Raw genomic sequence first — 21850 nt, 5'->3', positions numbered from 1 at the left:
ACGCGGGGCTGTCGGCTGCGTCCAGCTGCATACGTATTCATGGCGTGCAGTACCGGCAGGCCTGTCGGCCTGGCTTATGGTCCGGGTCTGTCAACGGCGCCTTGGGAGGGGAAATGCCGATGTCACCCACAACGGTACGCGTAGTGTTCGCGCACGCTTTCGGCCTGGCCCTGCTGGGATGGGCCGCGCTGGCACAGGCGGCGGCACCGCAGATCGCCAGCGTCGAATCACCGGACAAGGTGCTGAAGGTCAGCCTGGTGCTGGACGGCGGTACCGCGCGCTACCGCGTCGAGCGCCTCGGCCAGACCGTGGTGGCCGATTCGAAGCTGGGTTTTGAACTGCGCGATGGTCGCCTCGACCGCGACTTCAGCCTGCTGGCGCAGGAACGGCGCAGTGTCGACGACAGCTGGGAACAGCCCTGGGGCGAGCGCCGGCTCACCCGCAACCACTTCAACGAACTGACCGTGCACCTGGCCGAAACCACCGGCAGCAAGCGCCGGCTGGACCTGGTGTTCCGCGTCTACGACGACGGCCTGGGCTTCCGCTACGTGTTCCCCGAGCAACCGAACCTGCGCGAAGCGATCATCGATGACGAGCTGACCGAGTTCGCCATCGCGCCGGAGTCCACTGCATGGTGGATACCCGCGGGCGAGCCGATCCATTACGAATACCTGTACCAGCGCACCCCGCTGCGCGAAATGCCGCTGGCGCACACGCCGATGACCCTGCGCAGCCACGACGGCCTGCACGTGGCCATCCATGAGGCGGCACTGGTCGACTACGCGGGCATGTGGCTGCGCCGCACCGAGGGCCAGCGCCTGCGCGCCCAGCTTTCGCCTTCGGCCGAAGGCTGGAAGGTGCGCCGCGCCCTGCCCTTCGCCACGCCATGGCGTACCCTGCAGATCGCCGACCGTGCCGGCGGCCTGGTCGAGTCCGACCTGATCCTCAACCTCAACGAGCCCAATGCGCTGGGCGATGTGAGCTGGGTGAAACCGGCCAAGTACCTGGGCGTGTGGTGGTCGATGCACCTGGATGAAGAGAGCTGGGCGACCGGCCCGAAGCATGCGGCCACCACCGCGAAGACCCGGAAGGTGATCGATTTCGCCGCCGCGCACGGCTTCCGTGGCGTGCTGGTGGAGGGCTGGAATCCAGGCTGGGACGGCAACTGGGTCGGCAACGGTTACGACTTCGACTTCACCCGCGCCACGCCGGATTTCGACATCGAATCATTGTCGGCGTACGGGCTGAAGAAGGGCGTGCACCTGATCGGCCACCATGAAACCGGCTGCGCGATCGAACACTACGAAGACCAGCTGGGTGCTGCGCTGGATCTGTATGCGCGGCTGGGCGTGGACCAGTTCAAGACCGGCTACGTCTGCGACGACGGCCAGGTTGATCGCCGCAATCCGGCCGGCGGCCCGCTGTGGCGCGAGTGGCACGACGGGCAGTTCATGGCCCGCCATCACCTGAAGGTGGTGCAGGAAGCCGCCCGCCGGCACCTGTCGGTGAACCCGCACGAGCCGATCAAGGACACCGGCCTGCGCCGCACCTACCCGAACTGGATTTCCCGCGAGGGCGCACGTGGCATGGAATACAACGCCTGGGGCCAGCCACCGAACCCGCCCGAGCATGAGGTCAACCTGGTGTTCACCCGCATGCTGGCCGGGCCGATGGATTACACGCCCGGCATCCTCAGCCTGAAGGGCCGCCACGGCCAGGCCATTCCCAGCACGCTGGCCCGCCAGCTGGCCCTGTATGTGGTGCTGTACAGCCCTATCCAGATGGCTGCCGACCTGCCCGAGCGCTACCTGCAGCACCGCCAAGCGTTCCGCTTCATCGAGGACGTGGCGGTGGACTGGGAGCAGAGCCGCGTGCTCGATGGCGAGGTCGGCGACTACGTGACGATCGTGCGCCGCGACCGCAACAGCCGCGACTGGTTCCTGGGCAGCATCACCGACGAGAACGGCCGCGTGCTGCCGGTGTCGCTGGGTTTCCTGGAGCCGGGCGTGCGCTACCGCGCCGAGGTCTACCGCGATGGCGATGGCGCGGATTTCCGCAGCAATCCCTTTGCCTTCAAGCGCGAAACCCGCGTGGTCAGCAGCACCGATTCACTCACCCTGGTGCTGGCGCCGGGCGGCGGACAGGCCATCCGCTTCACACCGCTGTGAATGCGCCGGTAATGCCAACCGCTGGCTGGCAACCATCCACGTCGCAACGATGCCGGCCAGTGGCCGGCACTACCGGAATGATGATCTGGAATCGATTACAACCCTGCAAACGCCATTGAATACGTATGCAGGGTGATTCCCACGAAGAACGCGCTGCCTACCATAGCGGCGACGACAGCGGCCACCGCGTCGCACGTCCTCGACACCATCGGGACGACCACGAATCGCACTACAACATTGCCTGGGAGGGGAAAATGTTGAACCACAAGCGCAGTGCGCTGAGCATCGCGTTGGCCGTCGTACTGACGCCATCGCTGGCAGCAGCGCAGTCCACGCAGAGCACGGCAACCCCGCCAACCGGCACCGCCGCCACCAACCTGGACACCGTGCAGGTCACCGGCATCCGTCGCGGCATCGAGAGCGCCATCGCCACCAAGCAGGACGCCACCTCGGTGGTCGAAGCCATCTCCGCCGAGGACATCGGCAAGCTCCCCGACGTCAGCATCGCCGAATCGATCTCGCGCCTGCCTGGCCTTGCCGCACAGCGTGTGGCCGGTCGTGCGCAGGTGATCAGCGTGCGCGGCCTGTCGCCGGATTTCGCCACCACCCTGCTCAACGGGCGTGAAGTGGTCAGCACCGGCGACAACCGCGGCGTCGAGTTCGACCAGTATCCGTCCGAGCTGGTCAACGGCGTGACCGTGTACAAGACCCCCGATGCAGCGCTGGTCGGCCAGGGCCTGTCGGGCACCATCGACATGCAGACCGCACGTCCGCTCAGCTTCCCCGACCGCGTCATCGCCGTCAGCGGCCGCTACCAGAAGAGCTCGCTGGGCCGCGCCGCCGACACCGACCCGTACGGCAACCGCTTCAGCGCCAGCTACATCGACCAGTTCCTGGACAAGACCCTCGGCATCGCCATCGGCTACGCGCACAGCGACATGCCGATCCAGGAAAACCAGGTCGGCCTGTACGAGCCATGGACCACTGAGCACACCGACGCAGGCAACCGCCCGGGCGTTGCCGCTGGCACCTACTTCACCGACGGCATCAAGGCGCTGCGCCGCACCGGCAACAACAAGCGCGACGGTGTGATGGCCACGATCCAGTTCCGGCCGAACAACAGCTGGACCAGCACCTTCGACGCGTTCCATACCGAAGCGGAGCAGATCGACACCGCCAACCAGTTCGAGCTCAACCTCAGCAACTACAACGGTGGCTACACCCCGGGCCTGCTGATCAGCAACCCGCAGGTCAATGCCGATGGCACCTTCACCGGTGGCACCGCCAGTGGCGTGTACCCGCTGGTGCGCGGCATGTACAACAAGCGCAAGGACAAGATCGATGCGTTCGGCTGGAACAACGAGTTCACCTTCGGCAGCGTCAAGCTGGTCGCCGACCTGAACTATTCCAAGGCCACCCGTGACGAACTGAACCTGGAAAACAACCTGCAGCTGACCCCGATGCCGCAGCTGGATACGGTCGGTGTGCAGTTCCGCCAGGATGGCTTCTCGCAGATCAGCCCGGGCCTGAACTACTCCAACCCGGACGCGCTGTTCCTGACCAACACCATCTACGGTTCTGGTTACGGCAAGGTGCCGAAGGTGGAAGACCGCCTGAAGGGCGGCAAGCTGGCCGCGACCATCGCCCTGCCCGAAGCAATGGCGTCGTGGGCACCGGATCTGGATATCGGCGTGAACTATGCCGACCGCCGCAAGGTGAAGACCCAGTCCGAAGGCAACATCCTGCTGGGCGCGCAGGGCGATGCCAACATCGCATCGGATCTGCAGTACCGCCCGGTCAACCTCGGCTTCGCCGGCCTGGGCACGATCCCGGCCTGGAACGTGCCGGGCGCGGTCGGCCGCTACATGACCTTCAACCCGGTCGACAACCTGGACTACCTGATTCCCAAGTCGTGGACGGTGCAGGAAAAGATCACCACCGCCTGGGCGCGCCTGAACATCAACACCGACATCGGTGTGGTGGGCGTGCGCGGCAATATCGGCGTGCAGATGCAGCACACCGACCAGAGCTCGGACTCGCGCTACTGGGACAGCTCGCAGGCGGCCGGCAACAACATCCAGCCCTACTCGGACGGCCGCACGTACAACGACTGGCTGCCCAGCTTGAACCTGGCCTTCATGTTCCCGCATGAGCAGACCCTGCGTTTTGCCGCAGCCAAGCAGGTCGCGCGCCCGCGCGTGGACCAGATGCGCGCGGGCCTGGAGTTCGGCGTGGATACCGGTACCGGTCGCCCCGGCGGCAGTGGCGGCAACCCGCTGCTGGACCCGTGGCGCGCCACCGCGCTGGACCTGTCCTACGAGAAGTACTTCGGTGAGAAGGCCTACGTTGCCGCAGCGATCTTCTACAAGGACCTGAAAAGCTACGTCTACACCCAGTCGGTGGACAACTACGACTTCACCGGCCTGCTGGGCGACTATGTACCGCCGCCGGGCATGGTGGTGCCGGTGCTGCCGACCGGCACGTTCTCGACCCCACAGAACGGCAAGGGCGGCACCCTGAAGGGCCTGGAGCTGACCGCGTCGTTCCCGCTGGAGATGCTGACCGACAGCCTGCGTGGCTTCGGCGTGCAGGCCAGCGCGACCTTCAACAAGAGCGACATCCAGATCCTGGATCCGGAAAGCGCATCCAGCGTGGGCACCGACCCGATCAGCCTGCCCGGCCTGTCCAAGCGCGTGTACAACTTCACTGCCTACTACGAGCGCAGTGGCTTTGAAGCACGCGTGAGCCAGCGCCGCCGTTCGGACTTCATCGGCGAGATCGGCAACTTCAACGGCAACCGCACCCTGCGCTATGTCGTGGGCGAGAACGTGACCGATGCGCAGATCAGCTACACCTTCAGCGACAGCAGCAGCCTGCATGGGCTGACCCTGCTGCTGCAGGGAAGCAACCTGACCAACGAGCCGTACCGCACCTACGCCGGCACCAAGGATCGCCCGCTGGAGTACATCGAGTGGGGCCGCACCTACATGCTGGGCGTGAACTACAAGTTCTGAGGTAGCGCCGGGCCATGCCCGGCGACAGGACACAGGGAACAGGACCGGGAACCCGCTGCGCAGGCAGCGGGTTTTCTTTTGTGCGCACAACGCCCTGGCCAGTGAAGCGTGATCGGTACGGCCTATCCACGCATGGCGTGGATCTACCCGGTCGCATCGCAATCGATGCGTGGCGGGGATCCATTCGGCATATCTCCGGTAGATCCACGCCATGCGTGGATGCTCTGCACCGGAACCGCGCACACAAAAAAGGGACGGGGCGCTTCGGCCCCGTCCCCGCAAGTACCGCCACCGGAGAAATCGGTCAGCTGCGTCGTGCGCAATACACCGCACGCGGCGGCAGCTGCAGTTCATTGCCCTGCACCGTCCCCGCATCCGGGCCCGGCACAGCCACCTGCTGCCAGTTGCCCGCCGGCAGCGGATGGCTCACCGCTTCGGCCGACAGGTTGAAGGCCAGCAGGAGAGTTTCATCTGCAAGCATACGCTCGAACAGCAGCACTGGCTCGGCACTGTCCAGGAACCGGATGTCACCGTGCAGCAGGGCCGGCTGGGTACGGCGCCAGGCCAGGAAGCCGCGGAAGGCCGACAGCACCGAATGCGGATCCTGCGCCTGCACCGCCACGGCCGCCGCCTGGTGCTCGGCCGGGATCGGCAGCCACGGTTTGCCGGTGGTGAAGCCGGCCAGCGGCGCGTCGATCCACGGCAGCGGCGTGCGGCAGCCGTCACGCCCCTTGAAGTTGGGCCAGAAGGTGATCCCGTACGGGTCCTGCAGCGCCTCGAACGGCACGTCGGCCTCGGCCAGGCCCAGTTCCTCGCCCTGGTACAGGCAGACCGAACCACGCAGTGAACACAGCAGTGCCACCAGCATCCGCGCCAGGCGAGGGTCGGCCGGATGACCACCCCAGCGGCTGACTGCCCGCTCCACATCGTGGTTGGACACTGCCCAGCACGGCCAGCCTTCGGTCATCGCCGCTTCCAGGCGCGAAACGGTGTCGCGGATGTAGGCCGCGCTGTAATCGTTGACCAGCAGCTCGAAGCTGTAGCCCATGTGCAGGCGGCCATCGCGGGTGTATTCGGCGGTGGTCGCCAGCGAATCCTCCGAGGAGATCTCGCCCAGGCTCACCGCCCCCGGGTATTCGTCCAGCAGGGCGCGCAGCTGCTCCAGGAACGCCAGATTCTCCGGCTGGGTGTTGTTGTAATAGTGGTACTGGTAGGCGTACGGGTTGTCCGCGCTGAAGCCGCGGCCGACGCGCTTGTCGGCCGGCTTGGGCGGGTTGTCGCGCAGCTGCGCGTCATGGAAGCAGAAGTTGATCGCATCCAGGCGGAAGCCATCCACACCCCGGTCCAGCCAGAAGCGCACGTTGTCCAGGGTCGCCTGCTGCACCTGCGGGTTGTGGAAATTCAGGTCCGGCTGGTCCACCAGGAAATTGTGCAGGTAGTACTGCTCGCGGCGCGGCTCCCACTGCCAGGCACCGCCGCCGAACAGCGACAGCCAGTTGTTGGGGGGCGTACCGTCCTCGCGCGGATCCACCCACACGTACCAGTCCGCCTTCGGGTTGCTGCGGTCCTGGCGGCTCTCGCGGAACCAGGCATGCTCGATCGAGGTGTGGCTGAGCACCTGGTCGATCATCACCTTCAGGCCCAGGCCGTGGGCCTTGGCCAGCAGCCGGTCGAAGTCGTCCAGGCTGCCGAACAGCGGATCGACATCGCGGTAGTCGGCGATGTCATAGCCGAAATCGGCCATCGGCGATCGGAAGAACGGCGAGATCCAGATCGCATCCACGCCCAGCCCGGCGATATGGTCCAGGCGCTGGATGATGCCGGGCAGGTCGCCTACCCCGTCGCCGTTGGCGTCGAGGAAACTGCGCGGGTAGATCTGGTAGATGACGGCTCCGCGCCACCATGGATAGTGCGACATCGACAGCCCCCTCCGGGCATGCGGGGCCCGCCGGAAGCGGGCCGAAATCCTGCTCCCGCAAGCTTAGCGGCGGCTCCCCGGCGATGGCGCTGCCTGCATACGTATTCACGCCCGGCCGGTCCGGCTCACGCGCCGGTGACGCCATCCGCCCGAATTCACAGGCAACGCCTATAATCAGGGATGAGCCTGAAAGCCTGATCGCATGACCATCACCGAAGACACCCGTCCCGCCCTGGGCCTGTCCCAGATCCAGTCGCTTGCCGCAGCCGACATGGCTGCCGTCGATGCCCTGATCCGCCGCCGGCTGTCTTCGGATGTGGTGCTGATCAACCAGATCGCCGACCACATCATTTCCGCTGGCGGCAAACGCCTGCGGCCGATGCTGGTGATGCTGGCCGGCCATGCGGTCGGCGGCGCCGGCCCCGAACACCACCAGCTGGCAGCGATCATCGAGTTCATCCACACCTCCACCCTGCTGCACGACGACGTGGTGGACGAATCCAGCCTGCGCCGCGGCCGCAGCACCGCCAATGCACTGTGGGGCAACGCGCCCAGCGTGCTGGTGGGCGACTTCCTGTACTCGCGCAGCTTCCAGCTGATGGTCGAGCTGGACCGGATGTCGGTGATGCAGATCCTGGCCGACACCACCAACCGCATTGCCGAAGGCGAAGTGCTGCAGCTGCTGCACGTGCACAATCCGGACACCGACGAAGCCGCCTACCTGCGCGTGATCGAGCGCAAGACCGCAGTGCTGTTCGCCGCCGGCACCCGCCTGGGTGCACTGGCCAGCGGCGTCGATGAAGCCACCCAGCAGGCCCTGTACGACTACGGCATGCACCTGGGCTACGCCTTCCAGATCGCCGATGACGTGCTGGATTATTCGGCCAACGCCGAGGAGCTAGGCAAGAACCTGGGTGACGACCTGGCCGAAGGCAAGGCGACGCTGCCGCTGATCCATGCCATGGCCCATTCCGATGAGGCCACCCGCCAGCGCCTGCGCGCGATCGTGCAGAACGGTGACGCCTCGGCGATGCCGGACGTGCTGGCGGCGATCCACGCCACCGGAGGCCTGGAATACAGCCGCCGTCGTGCCGAGGAATATGCAGAGGCCGCCGAACGGGCGCTTGACGGCCTGGCCGACAATGATGCCGTCGCCGCCCTGCGCGGCCTCGCCCGCTACGCGGTACAGCGTTCGCATTGATGGATTCGCCGGGCACGGCCCGGCGCTACCGCATGAGATCTGGTAGCGCCGGGCCATGCCCGGCGGACACGGCGCCTCAACGCCTCTCGAACCGCTCCTCGAAGAACTCATCCAGCGCCTTCCAGGCGCGCTTGGCGGCGCGTTCGTTGTACTGGCAGCCCGGCGGGCTGTTGGCATCGCGCTCGGCAAAGCAGTGCACCGCACCGCTGTAGTTGGTGAACTCCCAGTCCACCTTGGCCGCATCCATTTCCTTCTGGAAACTGCCGATATCCTCGGCCGTCACGCTCTTGTCGTCGGCGCCGTTCAGTACCAGCACCGACGGGTGGCTGCCGCCGGCCTGCGCCGGCAAGGGGGAGCCGAGCCCGCCATGCAGGCTGACCACGCCCGCCAGCGGCGCGCCGGCACGGGCCAGTTCCAGCACCGTGGTGCCGCCAAAGCAGAAGCCCACTGCGCCGATCCGGCTGGCGTCCAGCGGCGCCTTCCCCGCCTGCGCCTTCAGTATGTTGACCGCCTCCAGTGCACGCGCTCGCAGCAGTGGCCGGTCATTGCGCAGCCTGGTCGCCACCGGTCCGGCCTCGGCATCGGTCTTCGGCCGCACGCCCTTGCCGTACACATCGGCCACCAGCACCACGTAGTCATCGCCCGCCAGCTGCTTGGCCTTCTCGATGGCCGATTCGTTCACGCCCTTCCAGTTCGGCACCATCACCAGACCGGGACGCTTGTCAGCATCTCCATCGTCATAGACCAGCACGCCACTGAAGGTCGTGCCCTGGTGCTTCCACTCCACCGGCTGGGTCTTCATCGCCGCCCACGCTGGCATCGCTGCCAGCCCCAGTACCATCGCCACGCCGCAACGCCAACGGTTCATGCGCCTGCTCCAGAAAAAGGGGACGGAGGGGATCAAGCCGCATTCGCCCCTCCCGCGTCGCATTCTGCATTGGCGGCGTGACGCAGGTGTGGTTGGATACGACTTGATCCCCTCCGTCCCTCTTCTGCATGAACCTTGTTGATCGCTTTCTGTCTGGATTGATCCCGCGCCTGCCCGAGGACGATGCCCCGCAATGGGCGTGGACTGAAGGCGCCAGCGAGGCCGACCTGCAACGCCTGCGCGCGCAGTGGCCGCAGGTGCCCGGCAGCCTGGTCGAGCTGCTTTCGCGCGTGGATGGCACGCACTTCCGCGACTATCCGAAGGGCGAGGTCTGCGTGCTGATGCTGGGCTCGGACGTGGGCGACTACCCGTACTACCTGCGCTCCATCGCGCAGATCTTCGAAGACCAGCAGCAATGGGACGACAGTATCCGTTCCATCTACGAGGAATGGCTGGAAGAAGATCCGGAGATCCTCGGTGCCGGCATCGATGCCGACCTGCCGATGAGCCGCCGCCTGTGCTTCTCGCACTGCATGAACAACGGCGGCACCTCGATGCTGTACCTGGATTTCGATCCCGCACCCGGCGGCAGCGTTGGCCAGGTGGTGCGCTACCTGCACGACCCGGACAGCTACGCGGTCATCGCGCCCAGCTTCGATGCGTACCTGCAGGAACTGATCGATCGCGACTACAGCTTCCTCGACGAGTAGATCCACGCCATGCGTGGATGAAATCCTCGCCGGCCGATGACCTCATGCCATGCGTGGATCAGGGCTTCACCCGCGCTCGATCCAATGCAACACCCCCGATTCGAACGCAAGCAGATCGTCCACCGCCAGCCGCGCGCGCGCCCAACACCGTTCCGGCGGCTTCGGCTGCCGGCCCCCCACAGCCCCAGCGTAGTCGCGCACCAGCAGGCCGATGCGCGCCGCTCCGGCATCCAGCAGGGCATCAATGCGCTGCAGCCACTGGCCGGCGTCACCCAGGGCTCCATCGCGATGCACCTGCTGATCCTGCTCGCGCCGCGCCCACTGCTCGGCCAGCGCACGGGCGATCTTCGCCTCGCTCCAGCCCTTCCTGCGCCAGCGTTCGGCATCGTTCTTCCTTTCCCGCATCTTCCATGCCGATGCGAGTGCGGTGCCACAGTCGCAGTGGCCTGCGCTCAACCAGGGCTGCCAGCCCGGCCCCACGGCGGCACGCAGGCTGGGCGAATCCTGCGCGAACAGCCGCCGGCCGCTGCGCTCCATGATTGCGGAGCTTTCGGCGTCCGGAAACGAAGTGGGCAGGAACAGGGTGATAAAGGTGCACATAAGGCTCGCCGAATCCGTCCGGGTTTCCACACAGGGTAGATCCACGCCATGCGTGGATGAAATCCCCCGGGTTGCCGGCCAGTGGCCGGCACGACCGTCAGGCGATCCCGATACCCGGAATCGCGCTGATGGTATCCGGGTCGAATCCGGCCAGCTCGGCGAAATGCCGCCCGCGCGCAACGTAATCGCGGTAGGCGCCATAGCTCGGCGCGCCCGGTGACAGCAGCACCACCCCACCCTGCTCGCCCAGTGCGCGACGCGCCAGCGACATCGCATCAGGCAGATCGGCCGCGGCATGCAGGCCGAAACGGCCGGCATCGGCCAGCGGCTGCAGCATCGCGTGGATGCGCGGGCCGTTGCTGCCCATGGTCACGATCTCCACCGGCGGCACGTCGTGCGCCATGTGCTGCATGAAATCCGTCCAGTCCAGGCCACGATCATGCCCGCCCACCAGCAACGCGATGCGCTGGCCGGCAAAGCACTCCAGTGCCGCCAGGCTGGCATGCGGCGTGGTGCTGATCGAATCGTTGACGTAGGTCAGGCCATCGGCCTGGCCGATGCGTTGCAGGCGGTTCGGCAGCGGCCGGAAATCCTGCACCGCCGGCGCCAGCGCCACGGCATCCAGGCCCAGTGCCTCCAGCGCGGCCAGCACCGCGCACAGGTTGCCGCGGTTGTGGCGGCCCGGCAGTGGCGTATTGCGGGTATCGAATACCGCCTGCCCGCCGCGATGCACGATGTCACCGCGCATGTGCCAGCCCTGCGGCTGGTTGAACCAGACCACCTCGCTGCCGGGCAGCGGCAGCGCCGCAAGATGAGGGTCTGCCGCATTGAGCACGGCAACGCGCGGCGCGGCGCCAGTCACCAGCTGCAGCTTGTCTTCGATGTAGCGCTGTTCGCTGCCGTGCCAGTCCAGGTGTTCCGGGAACAGGTTCAGCACCACCGCCACCTGCGGGTGCGCACCACTGCGCGCGACCTCGCCGGTCTGGTAGCTGGACAGCTCCACCGCCCAGTAAGCAGGCGCCGGCTGCGGGTCCAGCACTTCCAGCAGCGGCAGGCCGATGTTGCCGACCAGGCCGGTGCGATGCCCGGCGGCGCGCAGCAGATGGGCGACCAGCGCGGTGGTGGTGCTTTTGCCCTTGGTGCCGGTCACGCAGATCGTGTCGCGCACGGTGCCATCGGCATCGGCATGTTCGGCAAACCACAACGCCGTGCCGCCGATGAAGCGGGTGCCCCGCTCCGCCGCCGCCAACGCGATCGGCAGGTACGGGCTGATCCCCGGCGACTTGATCACCACCTCGAATGCCGCCAAGGCCTCGGCCGATGGTTCACCACGCACGTCCAGCACGCCCTGCGTTTCCGCACGCGCGGCCGCGACCTCGCTGGCCGGGCAGAACAGGCTCAGGCCAAGCGATGGCAGGCGCGCACGCAGCACCGCATACGCAGCACGCCCCTCACGTCCCCAGCCCCACAGCGCTACGCGCTTGCCTTCAAGCTGCGAAATCTTCACGCACCCGTTCCCACAGCGCCGCCGGAATACGATGGTCGCCCTGCAGCTGCATCAGCGGTGCCAGCTCCAGTTCGGCCGCATCCAGCTGCGGCTGGATTTCATTGCAGAAGCGCTTCACCAACACGTCTTCCTTCCACTCCGGGCGCTGCGCCAGGGTCGCCATCGCCGCACGCGATTCGCGGCCTTCGCCCACGCATTCGAACGGTTTGTGGTCCTGGAATTCCAGCAGTGCATCGAAGCCACCCGCCTGCTCGATGTCATCCAGCAGGTTGCGCCCGAAGATGCTTACCAGGCGGGTCTTGGGCATGAACGGGGCCAGCGCCAGGAACACGAAGTGGCACTTCGGGCAGACGCCGCACCAACGGTTCACCGGGCGCTCGCCGAGGATGTGGAAGTTGCGGTTGCAGCTGGAGAAATGCGCGTCGTAGAAATCACTCTTGGCGAACTGCCGGGCCACCGCCAGTTCCGACATCGGCCGCAGCAGCGAGTAGTACTGCAGGTCGGCGGCCACGTACCTGCGCACGTGGTTGCCGAAGGCCTGCTCGCAGGCCCAGCCCTTGGACCACTGGTGGTTCACTTCACCGGTGCCCGGAATCTGGCTGCCATAGCTGGCCGAGCGCTCGTTGGAGAACACCACCTGGTCCACACCGTGCAGCAGCGCAGCCAGCACCATGATCGCCGAGTTCACCACGGTGACCGGGATGTGCCCGTTCCATGCGCCCTGGCGGTTGAGTTCGAACAGTTCCGGCGCCAGCGCGCGGCCCAGGTTCAACGTCGGCAGCCCGGTGCGCTCGGCACAGGCACGGATCAACTGCGAACCCCCGATCCAGGTCACCGTCTCGTCCACGCCGGCGCGGCGCAGCGCTTCGATGCTGACCAGCGAATCCTTGCCGCCGCCGATGGCGACCAGGGCGTGCGATTGCAGGCCCAGCACCGGCGCCTGCACCGCCTCGCCCTGCACCGGCAGGCGGAAGCGCCCACGCAGGTTCAGGCCGTTGCGGTAGGCGAATTCGCCCAGGCCGTTGAGGTAGATGGTCTCCACCAGCGCTGCGGTATCGGCATCGATGCTGTAGCTGTCGATGCTGACCGTATCGGGCACCCCGGCCTTGTAGTAGCTCACGCCGGCAATCAGGTGCAGCAGCCGCAGCGCGCGCTGCACGGCATCGGCACGGGCCGGTTCCAGCACGAACGGGGCGCCCGGCACGGTAACGGTTTCCACCATTTCCGGGCCGTCATCGAAGGCGTAGACCAGCTTGGCCACGCCGGTGTCCGCAGCGAATTCGCAGCGGACGAAACGGAAGCGGGAAACCTGGTGTTTATCGAAAGCAGTCATGGTGAATCCAGTTCAAGCACGGTCAGGCACGTGCCCGCGCGCAGGCGCGGGAGGTGTCGGTGGGCGGGTGCAGGGCGCGGAAGGCGGCGATCATTCGATCACGTCTTCGCGCGGCATCGCCCGCTGGTTGTAGGTGTTGGACATCACATAGCCGTAGGCACCGGCGTCGGCGATCAGCATCACATCATCCGGCGCGGTCGACACCGGCAGCTTGCGGCGCTTGCCGAACACATCGCTGGATTCGCAGATCGGGCCGACCACATCGAACGCGGCTTCGGCGTAACCGCCCTGGCGGCTGAGGTTCTCGATGTCGTGCCAGGCGTCGTACAGGGCCGGGCGCATCAGCGTGTTCATGCCGGCATCCAGGCCGACGCGGCGCACGCCATCCTTCTCCACCACCTGGGTGGCGTGGGTCAGCAGCACGCCCGATTCGGCCACCAGGAAGCGGCCCGGCTCGATCGCCAGGCGGAACGCCGGGTGCAGTGCCTTGACCTCGGCCAGGCCCTCGGCCCAGGCATCCAGGTCGAACGGCTCGTCTTCCTCGCTGTACGGAATCGGCAGGCCACCACCGATATCGATGGTGTGCACGCTGCCGATGCGGCGCGCAAAGCCTGCCAGCTCATCGCACATCAGGCGCCAGTGCTGGGCGGTTTCCACGCCGCTGCCAAGGTGCGCGTGCAGGCCTACCACGCGGGTGCCCAGCTCGGTCGCCGCGCGCACGAACTCGTCCACGCGCGCGATCGGCAGGCCGAACTTGGATTCCTTGCCACCGGTGCGGACCTTGGCGTGGTGGCCTTCGCCACGGCCCAGGTCCACGCGCAGCCACAGCTCGCGGTTGCGGAACAGGTCCGGCCAGCGTTGCAGGGCTTCGACGTTGTCGACAGTGACGGTCACGCCCAGCGCGAACGCCGCTTCGTACTCGCTGCGCGGGCAGAAGCTGGGGGTGAACAGCACGCGCTTGGGCGACAGTTCCGGAATGGCCTGGAACACGTGCTTCAGCTCACCGTGCGACACGCACTCCAGGCCGAAACCTTCAGCTTCCAACAACTGCAGGATGGCCGGATGGCTGTTGGCCTTGATCGCGTAGTAACGCTGGTCGATCGGCTTGATCGCCGCCAGCGCGCGGGCACGCGCCCGCACCGTCGGCAGGTGGTAGACGTAGCGCGGGGTGCCGGCATCGGCCAGCTGCAGCAGGTGCGCACGCTGGCCGCGCCACCACGGCGTACCACGCGGACGCACGGTGCCGGCGATTTCGCGCCAGCGCGGGCCGAACACTTCGGTCTCTTCCACCGGCATCGCGCCACTGTCGATCAGTTCGGCGTGCAGGATCGGCAGCAGGCCATCGGCATCGGCTTCGTCGATGACGAAGGTCAGGTTCAGGTCGTTGGACGACTGCGAGATCATGTGCACGCGCTCACGACCGAAGGTTGCCCACACGTCCGACAGCTTGTGCAGCAGCGAGCGCATGCCCAGGCCGACCAGGGTGATCGCCGCGCACGGCACGATCACCTTGACCTTGCAGATCTGCGACAGGTCGGCCGACAGCGCGGCCAGCACATCGGTGTTGACCAGGTTCTCGGACGGATCCAGCGACACGGTGACGTTGGTCTCGGCCGAACCGATCAGATCCACCGACAGGCCGTGCTTCTTGAACAGGCCGAATACATCGGCGAGGAAGCCGACCTGCTGCCACATGCCGATGCCTTCCATCGACACCAGCACGATGCCGTTGCGGCGGCTGATCGCCTTCACTCCCGGCACCGGCGCGGCATTGCCGTCGATGCTGGTGCCTGGCAGCTCCGGACGCTCGGTATCGAGGATCGCCATCGGCACGCCCGCATCGCGGCACGGCTTGATCGAGCGCGGGTGCAGCACCTTGGCGCCGGTGGTGGCGATTTCCTGCGCTTCGTAATAGTCCAGGCGGGTCAGCAGACGCGCGTCCGGCACGTCCTTGGGGTTGGCGCTGAACATGCCGGGCACATCGGTCCAGATCTCCACGCGGCTGGCGCCGAGCAGCGCACCGAAGTATGCCGCCGAGGTATCCGAGCCGCCGCGGCCGAGGATGGCAGTGCCACCGTCGGCGTGACGCGAGATGAACCCCTGGGTGATCAGCAGGCGCGTGGGCTGCGCGCGGAAGCGCTGCGCCCATTCGGCATCGGCACGCCACTGGCAGTTCACCGACAGGCGCTGCGACCAGTCGCTCTGGTTCGGCTGCGGCGGCAGCGCGTCCAGCCACTGGCGCGCATCCATCCAGCCGAAATCCAGGCCGCTGGCACGCAGGTAGGCCGCGCCCAGGCTGGAAGACAGCAGTTCACCCTGGCCGAGCACTTCGGCCTGCCAGTCCAGAGGACGGCTGGGCGCACGCGGGTCGTCCAGCAGGCCCTGCAGCGCGGCCAGCCGCTCGGCCAGCACCTCCGCGCCCAGCCCCAGCTCGTCCAGGAAGGCCTGGTGGCGTTCGACCAGCGCCGCCACGCGATCACGGCTGTCCGGCGCGCCATCGGCAATCGCGGTCAGTTCATTGGTGACCCCGGACAGCGCCGAAACCACCACCAGAACGCGCGAACCGGTCTCCTCGGCCCGTTTTTTCGCCAGCTTCCCGATCGTGTCCCAGCGGTGGCGACGCGACACCGAGGTGCCGCCGAACTTCAGTACGATCCAACGATCGACAAGGGGGGAAGCTGACATGGATAGGCTATGTGTAATGTGGGGAAGCCGCCCGAGGGGGCGGAACCTTCGATTCTAAGCCCAATACACCCGTCAATGACCGCCTACCGCTACCTGCAGCTCGATGTCTTTGCCCACCAGCCCGGTACCGGCAACCCGCTCGGCGTCGTGTTCGACGCGGATGGACTGTCCACCGACCGCATGCAGGCCCTGGCCGCCTGGCTGAACCTGTCCGAGACCGTGTTCTTCCTTCGCCCCACCGCTGCCGGCGCCGACTACCACGTGCGCATCTTCACCCCTGCCAGCGAGCTGCCCTTCGCCGGGCACCCCAGCGTGGGCGCCGCCTGGGCTGCGGTCACCTGCGGCCTGGTGCAGCCACGCGACGGGGCCTTGGTGCAGCAGTGCGCGGCCGGCCTGCTGCCGGTGCAGGTCACCGGGCCGTCCGACGCGCCCACCATCCGCCTGGCCAGCCCAGCGGCGCGGCCGCTGCCGGTAGCGCCAGGCGACCTTCCTGACGCCCTGCGCGCCACTGCCGCCGAGGGCCAGCACGCCGAGCTGTGGGACAACGGCCCGCGCTGGTGGCTGCTGCCGCTGCGCGACGCCGACGCCGTACGCACGCTGGCACCGGACATGGCGGCCCTGCGCGACTGGAGCATTGCCACCGAAGCGCTCGGCGTGGCCGTGTTCGCACTCGAACCTGGAACCGACCATGACCTGGTGGTGCGCGCGTTCTGTCCCGCCGATGCGCCCAACGTGCCGGAAGACCCGGTGACCGGCAGCGCCAACGCGCTGATCGGCGCCTGGCTGCGGCAGCGCAATGCCCTGCCCGGCAAGGACGGGAGCTACGTGGCCAGCCAGGGCCGCGAGGTCGGCCGCGACGGCCGCGTCCAGGTCACTGTGGATGCGCAGGACACGGTGTGGATCGGCGGCCAGGTGCAGCTGGTGATCGACGGCCACATCCGCTGGTAGCGCCGGGCCATGCCCGGCGGCCTGCCGCGCTGCGCGCTCGCGGGGCATGGCCCCGCGCTACCCTATGCCGCCTGTTTCCTGGAGTTCCTGCCCGATGACCACCCGCCGTTTCCTGCAGCTGGATGTGTTTTCCCCGCGCCCGGGCGCCGGCAATCCGCTGGCCGTCGTGCTCGATGCCGAAGGCCTGGACGATGCGGCGATGCAGGCCATCGCCCGCTGGACCCGCCTGCCCGAAACGACGTTTGTGTTCCCGGCACAGACGGCCGGCACCAGCTATCGGCTGCGCATGTTCAGCCCGCAGAAGGAAGTGCCGTTCGCCGGCCACCCCAGCGTCGGCACCGCCCACGCGGTGCTGCAGGCGGCCTGGCCATGCCGGTCGACGGGGTACTGGTTCAGGACGGCATCGCCGGTGCACTGCCGCTGCGCGTGACCGGCGAAGGCGCACAGCAGCGCATCGCCATCCGCACGCCCCGCGCGCAGCTGGCCGAGATCGCCGCCACCGATGATCCACGCCTGCAGGCCGCACTGCGCACCTGGCCGCTGGGTTCGCTGCCGCCGGCCCGCATGCAGGGTGGCCGCAGCTGGTGGGTCGTAGAGGTCGAGGATGAGACAGCGTTGCGCGCCCTGCACCCTGACTGGGATGCGATCGCCACACTGGCTGAATCAACCGACAGCATGGGCGTGTTCGCTTATGCCTTTGCCGATGGCAGCGACGGTTACGACCTGGCCGTACGCGCTTTCGTCGGCAATGGGCGCCGCTTCGAGGATGCTGCGTCAGGCGCGGCCAACGCCGTGCTGGCCGCCTGGTTGGACCTGCGCGATGCCCTTCCGCACAGACGCCAGCCCTTCGAAGTCAGCCAGGGCCGCGAAGTCGGCCACGATGCGCGGCTGACGCTGCTGGTCGATGAAGAGGGCGAGGTCTGGTCCGGCGGCCAGGTGCAGACCGTAATTTCCGGCACCATCGACTGGTGAACGCAAGGCGGTAGAGCCGGCCGCTGGCCGGCTGCCACCTTATGCCCGGTTTCATGTGGTTGCCGGCCAGCGGCCGGCGCTACCTTCTCAGCCCAGTTCGGCTTCCAGGCTGATCGGCACCGCACTCAGCGCCTTGGATACCGGGCAGTTCTGCTTGGCGTCATCAGCGATCGCGCGGAACTGGGTCGCATCGATTCCCGGCACCACCGCCTTCACTTTCAGCCGGATCTGCGACAGCTGCGGACCACCTTCCATCGACAGATCGACCTTGGCTTCGGTATCCAGCGAGGTCGGGGTAAAGCCTGCTTCGCCGAGCTTGGCCGACAGCGCCATGGTGAAACAACCAGCGTGCGCGGCAGCGATCAGCTCTTCGGGGTTGGTGCCTTTTTCATCACCGAAACGGCTGTTGAAGCCGTAGCGGGTTTTGTCCAGAAGACCACTCTGCGGCGTGCTCAACTGGCCCTTGCCCGACTTCAGGTCGCCTTCCCAATGCGCGGTAGCGTGTCGCGAGATTCCCATGTCCTGCTCCGTTGCGGCTGTGATGAACCGATACCCTGGCACGCGCCCCGTTAGCCCTGTGTCGCCCCGCCGCATGCGGCGCGCCTGTCCCGGGCCAACGACTGGACACTTCTTCGCCAGCAGCCTGGCGATTTTCCCCTTGTTTTCAGTCATTTCGCCCATCCAGTCGAAATCACCGACACTGCGGTGCAGCGCACCACCGCACCCGCTCCCCCTACCGCCGGCCATGTACTGAATCGGCCTGGATATGAAAAAACATGCACTTTCAGCACTCCAGGCTATTGGCGGCGCCCAAGAGTTGCCCTACATTGCGCTTGCCGACGGGGTTCGGCGCCGACCAAACAACCAACCGTTCACGGAACAGGAAACCATGGCAAAGACCGCTAAGAAGGCTGCCCCGAAGAAGGCAGTGAAGAAAGTCGCGACGAAGGCAGCCGCCAAGCCGGCCGCTCCGAAGCCGATCAAGGAAGTGCTGACCAAGTCGGGCCTGGTTGCACACATCGCTGAAGCGTCCGGCGTTGTCGCCAAGGACGTCCGCGCTGTGCTGGCCTCGCTGGAAGGCGCTGTCGCTTCCTCGGTGCACAAGAAGGGCGCCGGCTCGTTCACCCTGCCGGGCCTGCTGAAGATCACCACCGTCAATGTGCCGGCCAAGCCGAAGCGCAAGGGCATCAACCCGTTCACCAAGGAAGAGCAGTGGTTCGCTGCCAAGCCGGCCACCACCAAGCTCAAGGTGCGCCCGCTGAAGAAGCTCAAGGACGCTGCGCTCTAAGCGCGCGCCCTGCAGCGGATACCTCTGACGGGACGGCCTTGGCCGTCCCGTTTTTTTTGCCCCGCCTCCGCGCTCGCTCTGCAGTAGATCCACGCCAATGCGTGGATGCCGCCCACTGCGCCCCCGCAACACAGCGTTTCCCGCGCCCACGCAATTTCCCGCACAGGCCCGCCGCCCATGGCCGCGCCGCTGTTTTTCCAGCGCAGGAACGAACCGGGTGGAACACTGCGTGCAGCGCCGGCCATCGCCGCCGGCCAACGCCTTGCCTATGGTGGTCCCATTCCTCCCCACCAGCGCGAGCACCCCCATGGCCAGCCCCTCCACCCGCTACCGGATCTCGGTGACCCCGATCGAAAAGGACGGGCACCAGTGCACCGGGCGCTGCACCATCGAACTGGAACACCGCGCCAGCCGCGACCTGATGCGCCTGCTGGAATCGGCCCCGCGCACGGCAGGCCTGAGCGGCGACGAACGTGCCACGCTGGTGGTGGCCACCCAGCTGCTGCGTGACATCGTGCAGCGCCATGCCGACACCGACGGCCATGCACTGGCAGCGGTCGCCGCGCAGGTCCTGCCGGCGCTGGACGCGCTGGAGCAGCTTCCCTCTTCGCGCTGACCACTTCGCGCTGGGCCGCCCCCGGCCGCTACACTGCCGCCTTCCAGGTTGCCTCGGGGAGGAGGCAGACATGCGCGGCTTTATTTGCTCGTTGATCCCGTTGCTTGTGGCGGGGTGTTCCAACCCGGCGCCCCCGGCCGATGACACAAGGCGCGACGCGAGCGCCTCCACAACGGACCCATCGGTGCCAACGACGGAAGCGGCACCGCAGGCCGCTACCGTCGATGCGATCGCCATCGATCCGCTGTATGGCGCCGTTGCCCTCGGCAGCGAGCCGCCCTCAGCAATGCTCAACCGCTACGTGCTCGATCTGCTCAACCAGGACAAGGCCCGCAGCGATGCCGCCTGGGCCTATGCCCCCGCCGACCCGCGTCATGCTGACGACGCCGCGCTGCGCCTGCTGCCCGACGTGCGCAACCTGCGCCTGGACAGTGATGTGCCGCTGCCCCGTGACGATGGGCAGCCACCGCGCCTGCTGGAAGTGCCAGTGAGGATCCGCGCCATGACCGCCAACGGCACCTTCCGTTACCACGGCTGGTATCGGGTGCAACCCAGCGCCGACGGCCACGGGTGGCAGATCCAGTCGGCCAGCCTGCAACCAACGCTGGACTGAACCGTTGCCGTCGTGTGTATCCGCGATTCAGCGGGCAAAGCTACTCTGTAGGCCTCTTCGATCCTTCTTCCGGTCACTGCCATGCGCCTGCGTTCCCTGATGACCCGCCTAGCCGCCTCGACCGTGCTGATTGCTGCCGCGATCGGTGCGCAGGCCGCCCCTTCGATCTCCGGTCGTGAACTGGCGGTTGGCGCCAGCGACGTGCAGCAGTATCTGGACGGCAGCTTCCCGCGCACCCAGGACGCACTGGGCGGCCTGATCGCGCTGACCATGAGCCACCCGCAGCTGAGCCTGCCGGCAGGCGAGCGCTTGAACCTGGGCATGGACGTGGCGCTGGCCACCGCCGGTGGCAACCCGGCCAAGCTGGGTACGGTGAAGCTCAGCAGTGGCCTGCGCTATGACGCGCAGACCCAGGGCTTCCACCTGCAGCAGCCGAGCGTGGATGACTTCACTCCGGCCAGCCAGGGTGGCCGTCTCGATTCACGGACCCGTGGCCTGCTGAACGCATGGCTGAGCGACTACGCCCAGCGCGAACCGATCTACAAGCTGGACCCGGCCGTGGCCGGGCTGCTCGGTGCCCTGCAGGTGCAGTCGGCGCAGGTGAAGAACGGCAAGCTGGTGGTGACCTTCAACCAGAACCTGGGCGACCTGGTGCCGGCGGGCATCCTCGGCAAATAAGGTAGTGCCGGCCGCTGGCCGGCAATCCTTTCACACACGTGCCGGCCAGCGGCCGGCACAACCAGCACAGCATCACGCCGCCAGCGCTTTCACCACCGCCTCGCTGAAGGCCGGAATGTCATCGGGCTTGCGGCTGGTGATCAGGTTGCCGTCCACCACCACTTCCGCGTCGCGCCAGCGCGCGCCTGCATTGGCCAGGTCCTGCTGCAGCGACGGCCACGAGGTGACCTCGCGTCCCTCCGCCAGCCCGCTGTTGATCAGCAGCCAGGGGCCGTGGCAGATCGCCGCCACCGGCTTGCCGGCACCGGCCATGCTGCGGATGAAATCCAGTACTGCTTCGTTGGTGCGCAGGGTGTCTGGATTGATCACGCCACCGGGCAGCACCAGCGCATCGAAATGGCCGGCGTCGGCGCCATCCAGTGGGTGATCAACGGCGACCGAATCACCCCAGTCCTTGTCCTTCCAGCCCTTGATGCTCGCCTCCTTGGCCGGCGACACCACGCTCACGCGCGCGCCCTCCGCTTCCAGCAGGTGCTTGGGCTCGATGAGTTCGGACTGCTCGAAACCATGCGTGGCGAGGATGGCGATCTGTTTGCCGCGTAGACGCTGTGCCATGTCGTGCTCCAGATAAGGGGGAGCGCACAGGGTGGCCGAGTGGCCCTTGAACGGCGGTGACCCTCACGTGCACGGCAGGTGGAGAATCGCCCGGATAGCGCCGGGCCGTGCCCGGC

At 67.1% G+C, this 21850-nt stretch carries 17 protein-coding genes and 1 pseudogene; 10 read left to right on the top strand and 8 right to left on the bottom strand.

Annotation, left to right across the window (positions count from 1 at the left end; genetic code table 11):
* Positions 1-113: 113 nt before the first annotated feature.
* Entirely contained in the window at positions 114-2168 is a 2055-nt protein-coding gene (locus D0Y85_RS05270; protein ID WP_117309740.1) for a glycoside hydrolase family 97 protein, read from the top strand.
* Positions 2169-2422: 254 nt separating this feature from the next.
* Entirely contained in the window at positions 2423-5182 is a 2760-nt protein-coding gene (locus tag D0Y85_RS05265; RefSeq protein WP_117311851.1) for a TonB-dependent receptor, read from the top strand.
* Between the two features lie 304 nt (positions 5183-5486).
* Here D0Y85_RS05265 and D0Y85_RS05260 read toward each other — a convergent pair whose 3' ends face one another.
* A complete protein-coding gene (locus D0Y85_RS05260; protein ID WP_117309739.1) occupies positions 5487-7100 on the bottom strand; it encodes an alpha-glucosidase family protein in 1614 nt (537 codons plus the stop codon).
* 202 nt (positions 7101-7302) lie between these two features.
* On the opposite strand from D0Y85_RS05260, the gene D0Y85_RS05255 reads away from it, so the two are divergent.
* Positions 7303-8301 (top strand): polyprenyl synthetase family protein, encoded by a 999-nt coding sequence (locus D0Y85_RS05255; protein WP_117309738.1) that lies wholly within the window; start codon positions 7303-7305, stop codon positions 8299-8301.
* Positions 8302-8377: 76 nt separating this feature from the next.
* Here D0Y85_RS05255 and D0Y85_RS05250 read toward each other — a convergent pair whose 3' ends face one another.
* Entirely contained in the window at positions 8378-9169 is a 792-nt protein-coding gene (locus D0Y85_RS05250) for a dienelactone hydrolase family protein (protein ID WP_117309737.1), read from the bottom strand.
* A gap of 128 nt (positions 9170-9297) precedes the next feature.
* Here D0Y85_RS05250 and D0Y85_RS05245 point away from each other — a divergent pair, with 128 nt between their 5' ends.
* Positions 9298-9879, top strand: coding sequence for an SMI1/KNR4 family protein (locus D0Y85_RS05245; RefSeq protein WP_117309736.1), 582 nt, complete (start codon positions 9298-9300; stop codon positions 9877-9879).
* 66 nt (positions 9880-9945) lie between these two features.
* On the opposite strand, the gene D0Y85_RS05240 is transcribed toward D0Y85_RS05245, so the two are convergent.
* The 4 genes from D0Y85_RS05240 to D0Y85_RS05225 all read right to left on the bottom strand — a co-directional run bounded on the left by D0Y85_RS05240 (position 9946) and on the right by D0Y85_RS05225 (position 16004).
* Positions 9946-10509: a hypothetical protein gene (locus tag D0Y85_RS05240; RefSeq protein ID WP_240329342.1), complete on the bottom strand. Its 564-nt coding sequence runs from the start codon at positions 10507-10509 to the stop codon at positions 9946-9948.
* 67 nt (positions 10510-10576) lie between these two features.
* A complete protein-coding gene (murD, locus tag D0Y85_RS05235; protein WP_117309734.1) occupies positions 10577-11986 on the bottom strand; it encodes a UDP-N-acetylmuramoyl-L-alanine--D-glutamate ligase in 1410 nt (469 codons plus the stop codon).
* Positions 11967-13319 (bottom strand): UDP-N-acetyl-alpha-D-muramoyl-L-alanyl-L-glutamate epimerase, encoded by a 1353-nt coding sequence (gene murL / locus D0Y85_RS05230; protein WP_117309733.1) that lies wholly within the window; start codon positions 13317-13319, stop codon positions 11967-11969. Before murL ends, murD begins: the two co-directional genes overlap by 20 nt.
* Before the next feature lie 90 nt (positions 13320-13409).
* Positions 13410-16004 carry a bifunctional aspartate kinase/diaminopimelate decarboxylase gene (locus tag D0Y85_RS05225; protein ID WP_025873969.1) on the bottom strand — a complete coding sequence of 865 codons (2595 nt, stop codon included), beginning with the start codon at positions 16002-16004 and terminating at the stop codon, positions 13410-13412.
* 75 nt (positions 16005-16079) lie between these two features.
* Between D0Y85_RS05225 and D0Y85_RS05220 the strand changes: the two genes are divergently transcribed.
* Both D0Y85_RS05220 and D0Y85_RS05215 read left to right on the top strand, forming a co-directional pair.
* On the top strand, positions 16080-16952 hold the full coding sequence (locus D0Y85_RS05220; RefSeq protein WP_117309732.1) for a PhzF family phenazine biosynthesis protein: 873 nt from the start codon (positions 16080-16082) through the stop codon (positions 16950-16952).
* Between the two features lie 94 nt (positions 16953-17046).
* Positions 17047-17924, top strand: a pseudogene (locus tag D0Y85_RS05215) (PhzF family phenazine biosynthesis protein).
* 87 nt (positions 17925-18011) lie between these two features.
* Here the strand turns inward: D0Y85_RS05215 and D0Y85_RS05210 are convergent.
* Positions 18012-18443, bottom strand: coding sequence for an OsmC family protein (locus D0Y85_RS05210; protein WP_019659396.1), 432 nt, complete (start codon positions 18441-18443; stop codon positions 18012-18014).
* A gap of 370 nt (positions 18444-18813) precedes the next feature.
* On the opposite strand from D0Y85_RS05210, the gene D0Y85_RS05205 reads away from it, so the two are divergent.
* The 4 genes from D0Y85_RS05205 (at position 18814) to D0Y85_RS05190 (ending at position 21119) form a co-directional block, all read left to right on the top strand.
* Positions 18814-19212: an HU family DNA-binding protein gene (locus D0Y85_RS05205; RefSeq protein WP_053516661.1), complete on the top strand. Its 399-nt coding sequence runs from the start codon at positions 18814-18816 to the stop codon at positions 19210-19212.
* Positions 19213-19519: 307 nt separating this feature from the next.
* On the top strand, positions 19520-19828 hold the full coding sequence (locus D0Y85_RS05200; RefSeq protein ID WP_025873974.1) for a DUF3861 family protein: 309 nt from the start codon (positions 19520-19522) through the stop codon (positions 19826-19828).
* Positions 19829-20012: 184 nt separating this feature from the next.
* Positions 20013-20441, top strand: a complete 429-nt coding sequence (locus tag D0Y85_RS05195; RefSeq protein WP_341776957.1) for a hypothetical protein — start codon at positions 20013-20015, stop codon at positions 20439-20441.
* 81 nt (positions 20442-20522) lie between these two features.
* Complete coding sequence (locus tag D0Y85_RS05190; RefSeq protein WP_025873976.1) at positions 20523-21119, top strand: DUF1439 domain-containing protein; 597 nt, start codon at positions 20523-20525, stop codon at positions 21117-21119.
* Between the two features lie 72 nt (positions 21120-21191).
* On the opposite strand, the gene D0Y85_RS05185 is transcribed toward D0Y85_RS05190, so the two are convergent.
* A complete protein-coding gene (locus tag D0Y85_RS05185) occupies positions 21192-21734 on the bottom strand; it encodes a type 1 glutamine amidotransferase domain-containing protein (protein ID WP_117309730.1) in 543 nt (180 codons plus the stop codon).
* Between the last annotated feature and the right edge of the window lie 116 nt (positions 21735-21850).

Source organism: Stenotrophomonas sp. G4 (assembly GCF_003428825.1).
Lineage (GTDB): Bacteria > Pseudomonadota > Gammaproteobacteria > Xanthomonadales > Xanthomonadaceae > Stenotrophomonas > Stenotrophomonas indicatrix.
The sequence above is the reverse complement of the archived record's forward strand: the minus strand, read 5'-3'. Positions and strand labels throughout refer to the sequence as shown.

Bases quoted from the DNA above. Each gene is read 5' to 3' on its own strand.
- D0Y85_RS05270 (WP_117309740.1), top strand. From the start codon at position 114: ATGCCGATGTCACCCACAACGGTACGCGTAGTGTTCGCGCACGCTTTC.
- D0Y85_RS05265 (WP_117311851.1), top strand. From the start codon at position 2,423: ATGTTGAACCACAAGCGCAGTGCGCTGAGCATCGCGTTGGCCGTCGTA.
- D0Y85_RS05260 (WP_117309739.1), bottom strand. From the start codon at position 7,100: ATGTCGCACTATCCATGGTGGCGCGGAGCCGTCATCTACCAGATCTAC.
- D0Y85_RS05255 (WP_117309738.1), top strand. From the start codon at position 7,303: ATGACCATCACCGAAGACACCCGTCCCGCCCTGGGCCTGTCCCAGATC.
- D0Y85_RS05250 (WP_117309737.1), bottom strand. From the start codon at position 9,169: ATGAACCGTTGGCGTTGCGGCGTGGCGATGGTACTGGGGCTGGCAGCG.
- D0Y85_RS05245 (WP_117309736.1), top strand. From the start codon at position 9,298: ATGAACCTTGTTGATCGCTTTCTGTCTGGATTGATCCCGCGCCTGCCC.
- murL (WP_117309733.1), bottom strand. From the start codon at position 13,319: ATGACTGCTTTCGATAAACACCAGGTTTCCCGCTTCCGTTTCGTCCGC.
- D0Y85_RS05225 (WP_025873969.1), bottom strand. From the start codon at position 16,004: ATGTCAGCTTCCCCCCTTGTCGATCGTTGGATCGTACTGAAGTTCGGC.
- D0Y85_RS05220 (WP_117309732.1), top strand. From the start codon at position 16,080: ATGACCGCCTACCGCTACCTGCAGCTCGATGTCTTTGCCCACCAGCCC.
- D0Y85_RS05210 (WP_019659396.1), bottom strand. From the start codon at position 18,443: ATGGGAATCTCGCGACACGCTACCGCGCATTGGGAAGGCGACCTGAAG.
- D0Y85_RS05205 (WP_053516661.1), top strand. From the start codon at position 18,814: ATGGCAAAGACCGCTAAGAAGGCTGCCCCGAAGAAGGCAGTGAAGAAA.
- D0Y85_RS05200 (WP_025873974.1), top strand. From the start codon at position 19,520: ATGGCCAGCCCCTCCACCCGCTACCGGATCTCGGTGACCCCGATCGAA.
- D0Y85_RS05190 (WP_025873976.1), top strand. From the start codon at position 20,523: ATGCGCCTGCGTTCCCTGATGACCCGCCTAGCCGCCTCGACCGTGCTG.
- D0Y85_RS05185 (WP_117309730.1), bottom strand. From the start codon at position 21,734: ATGGCACAGCGTCTACGCGGCAAACAGATCGCCATCCTCGCCACGCAT.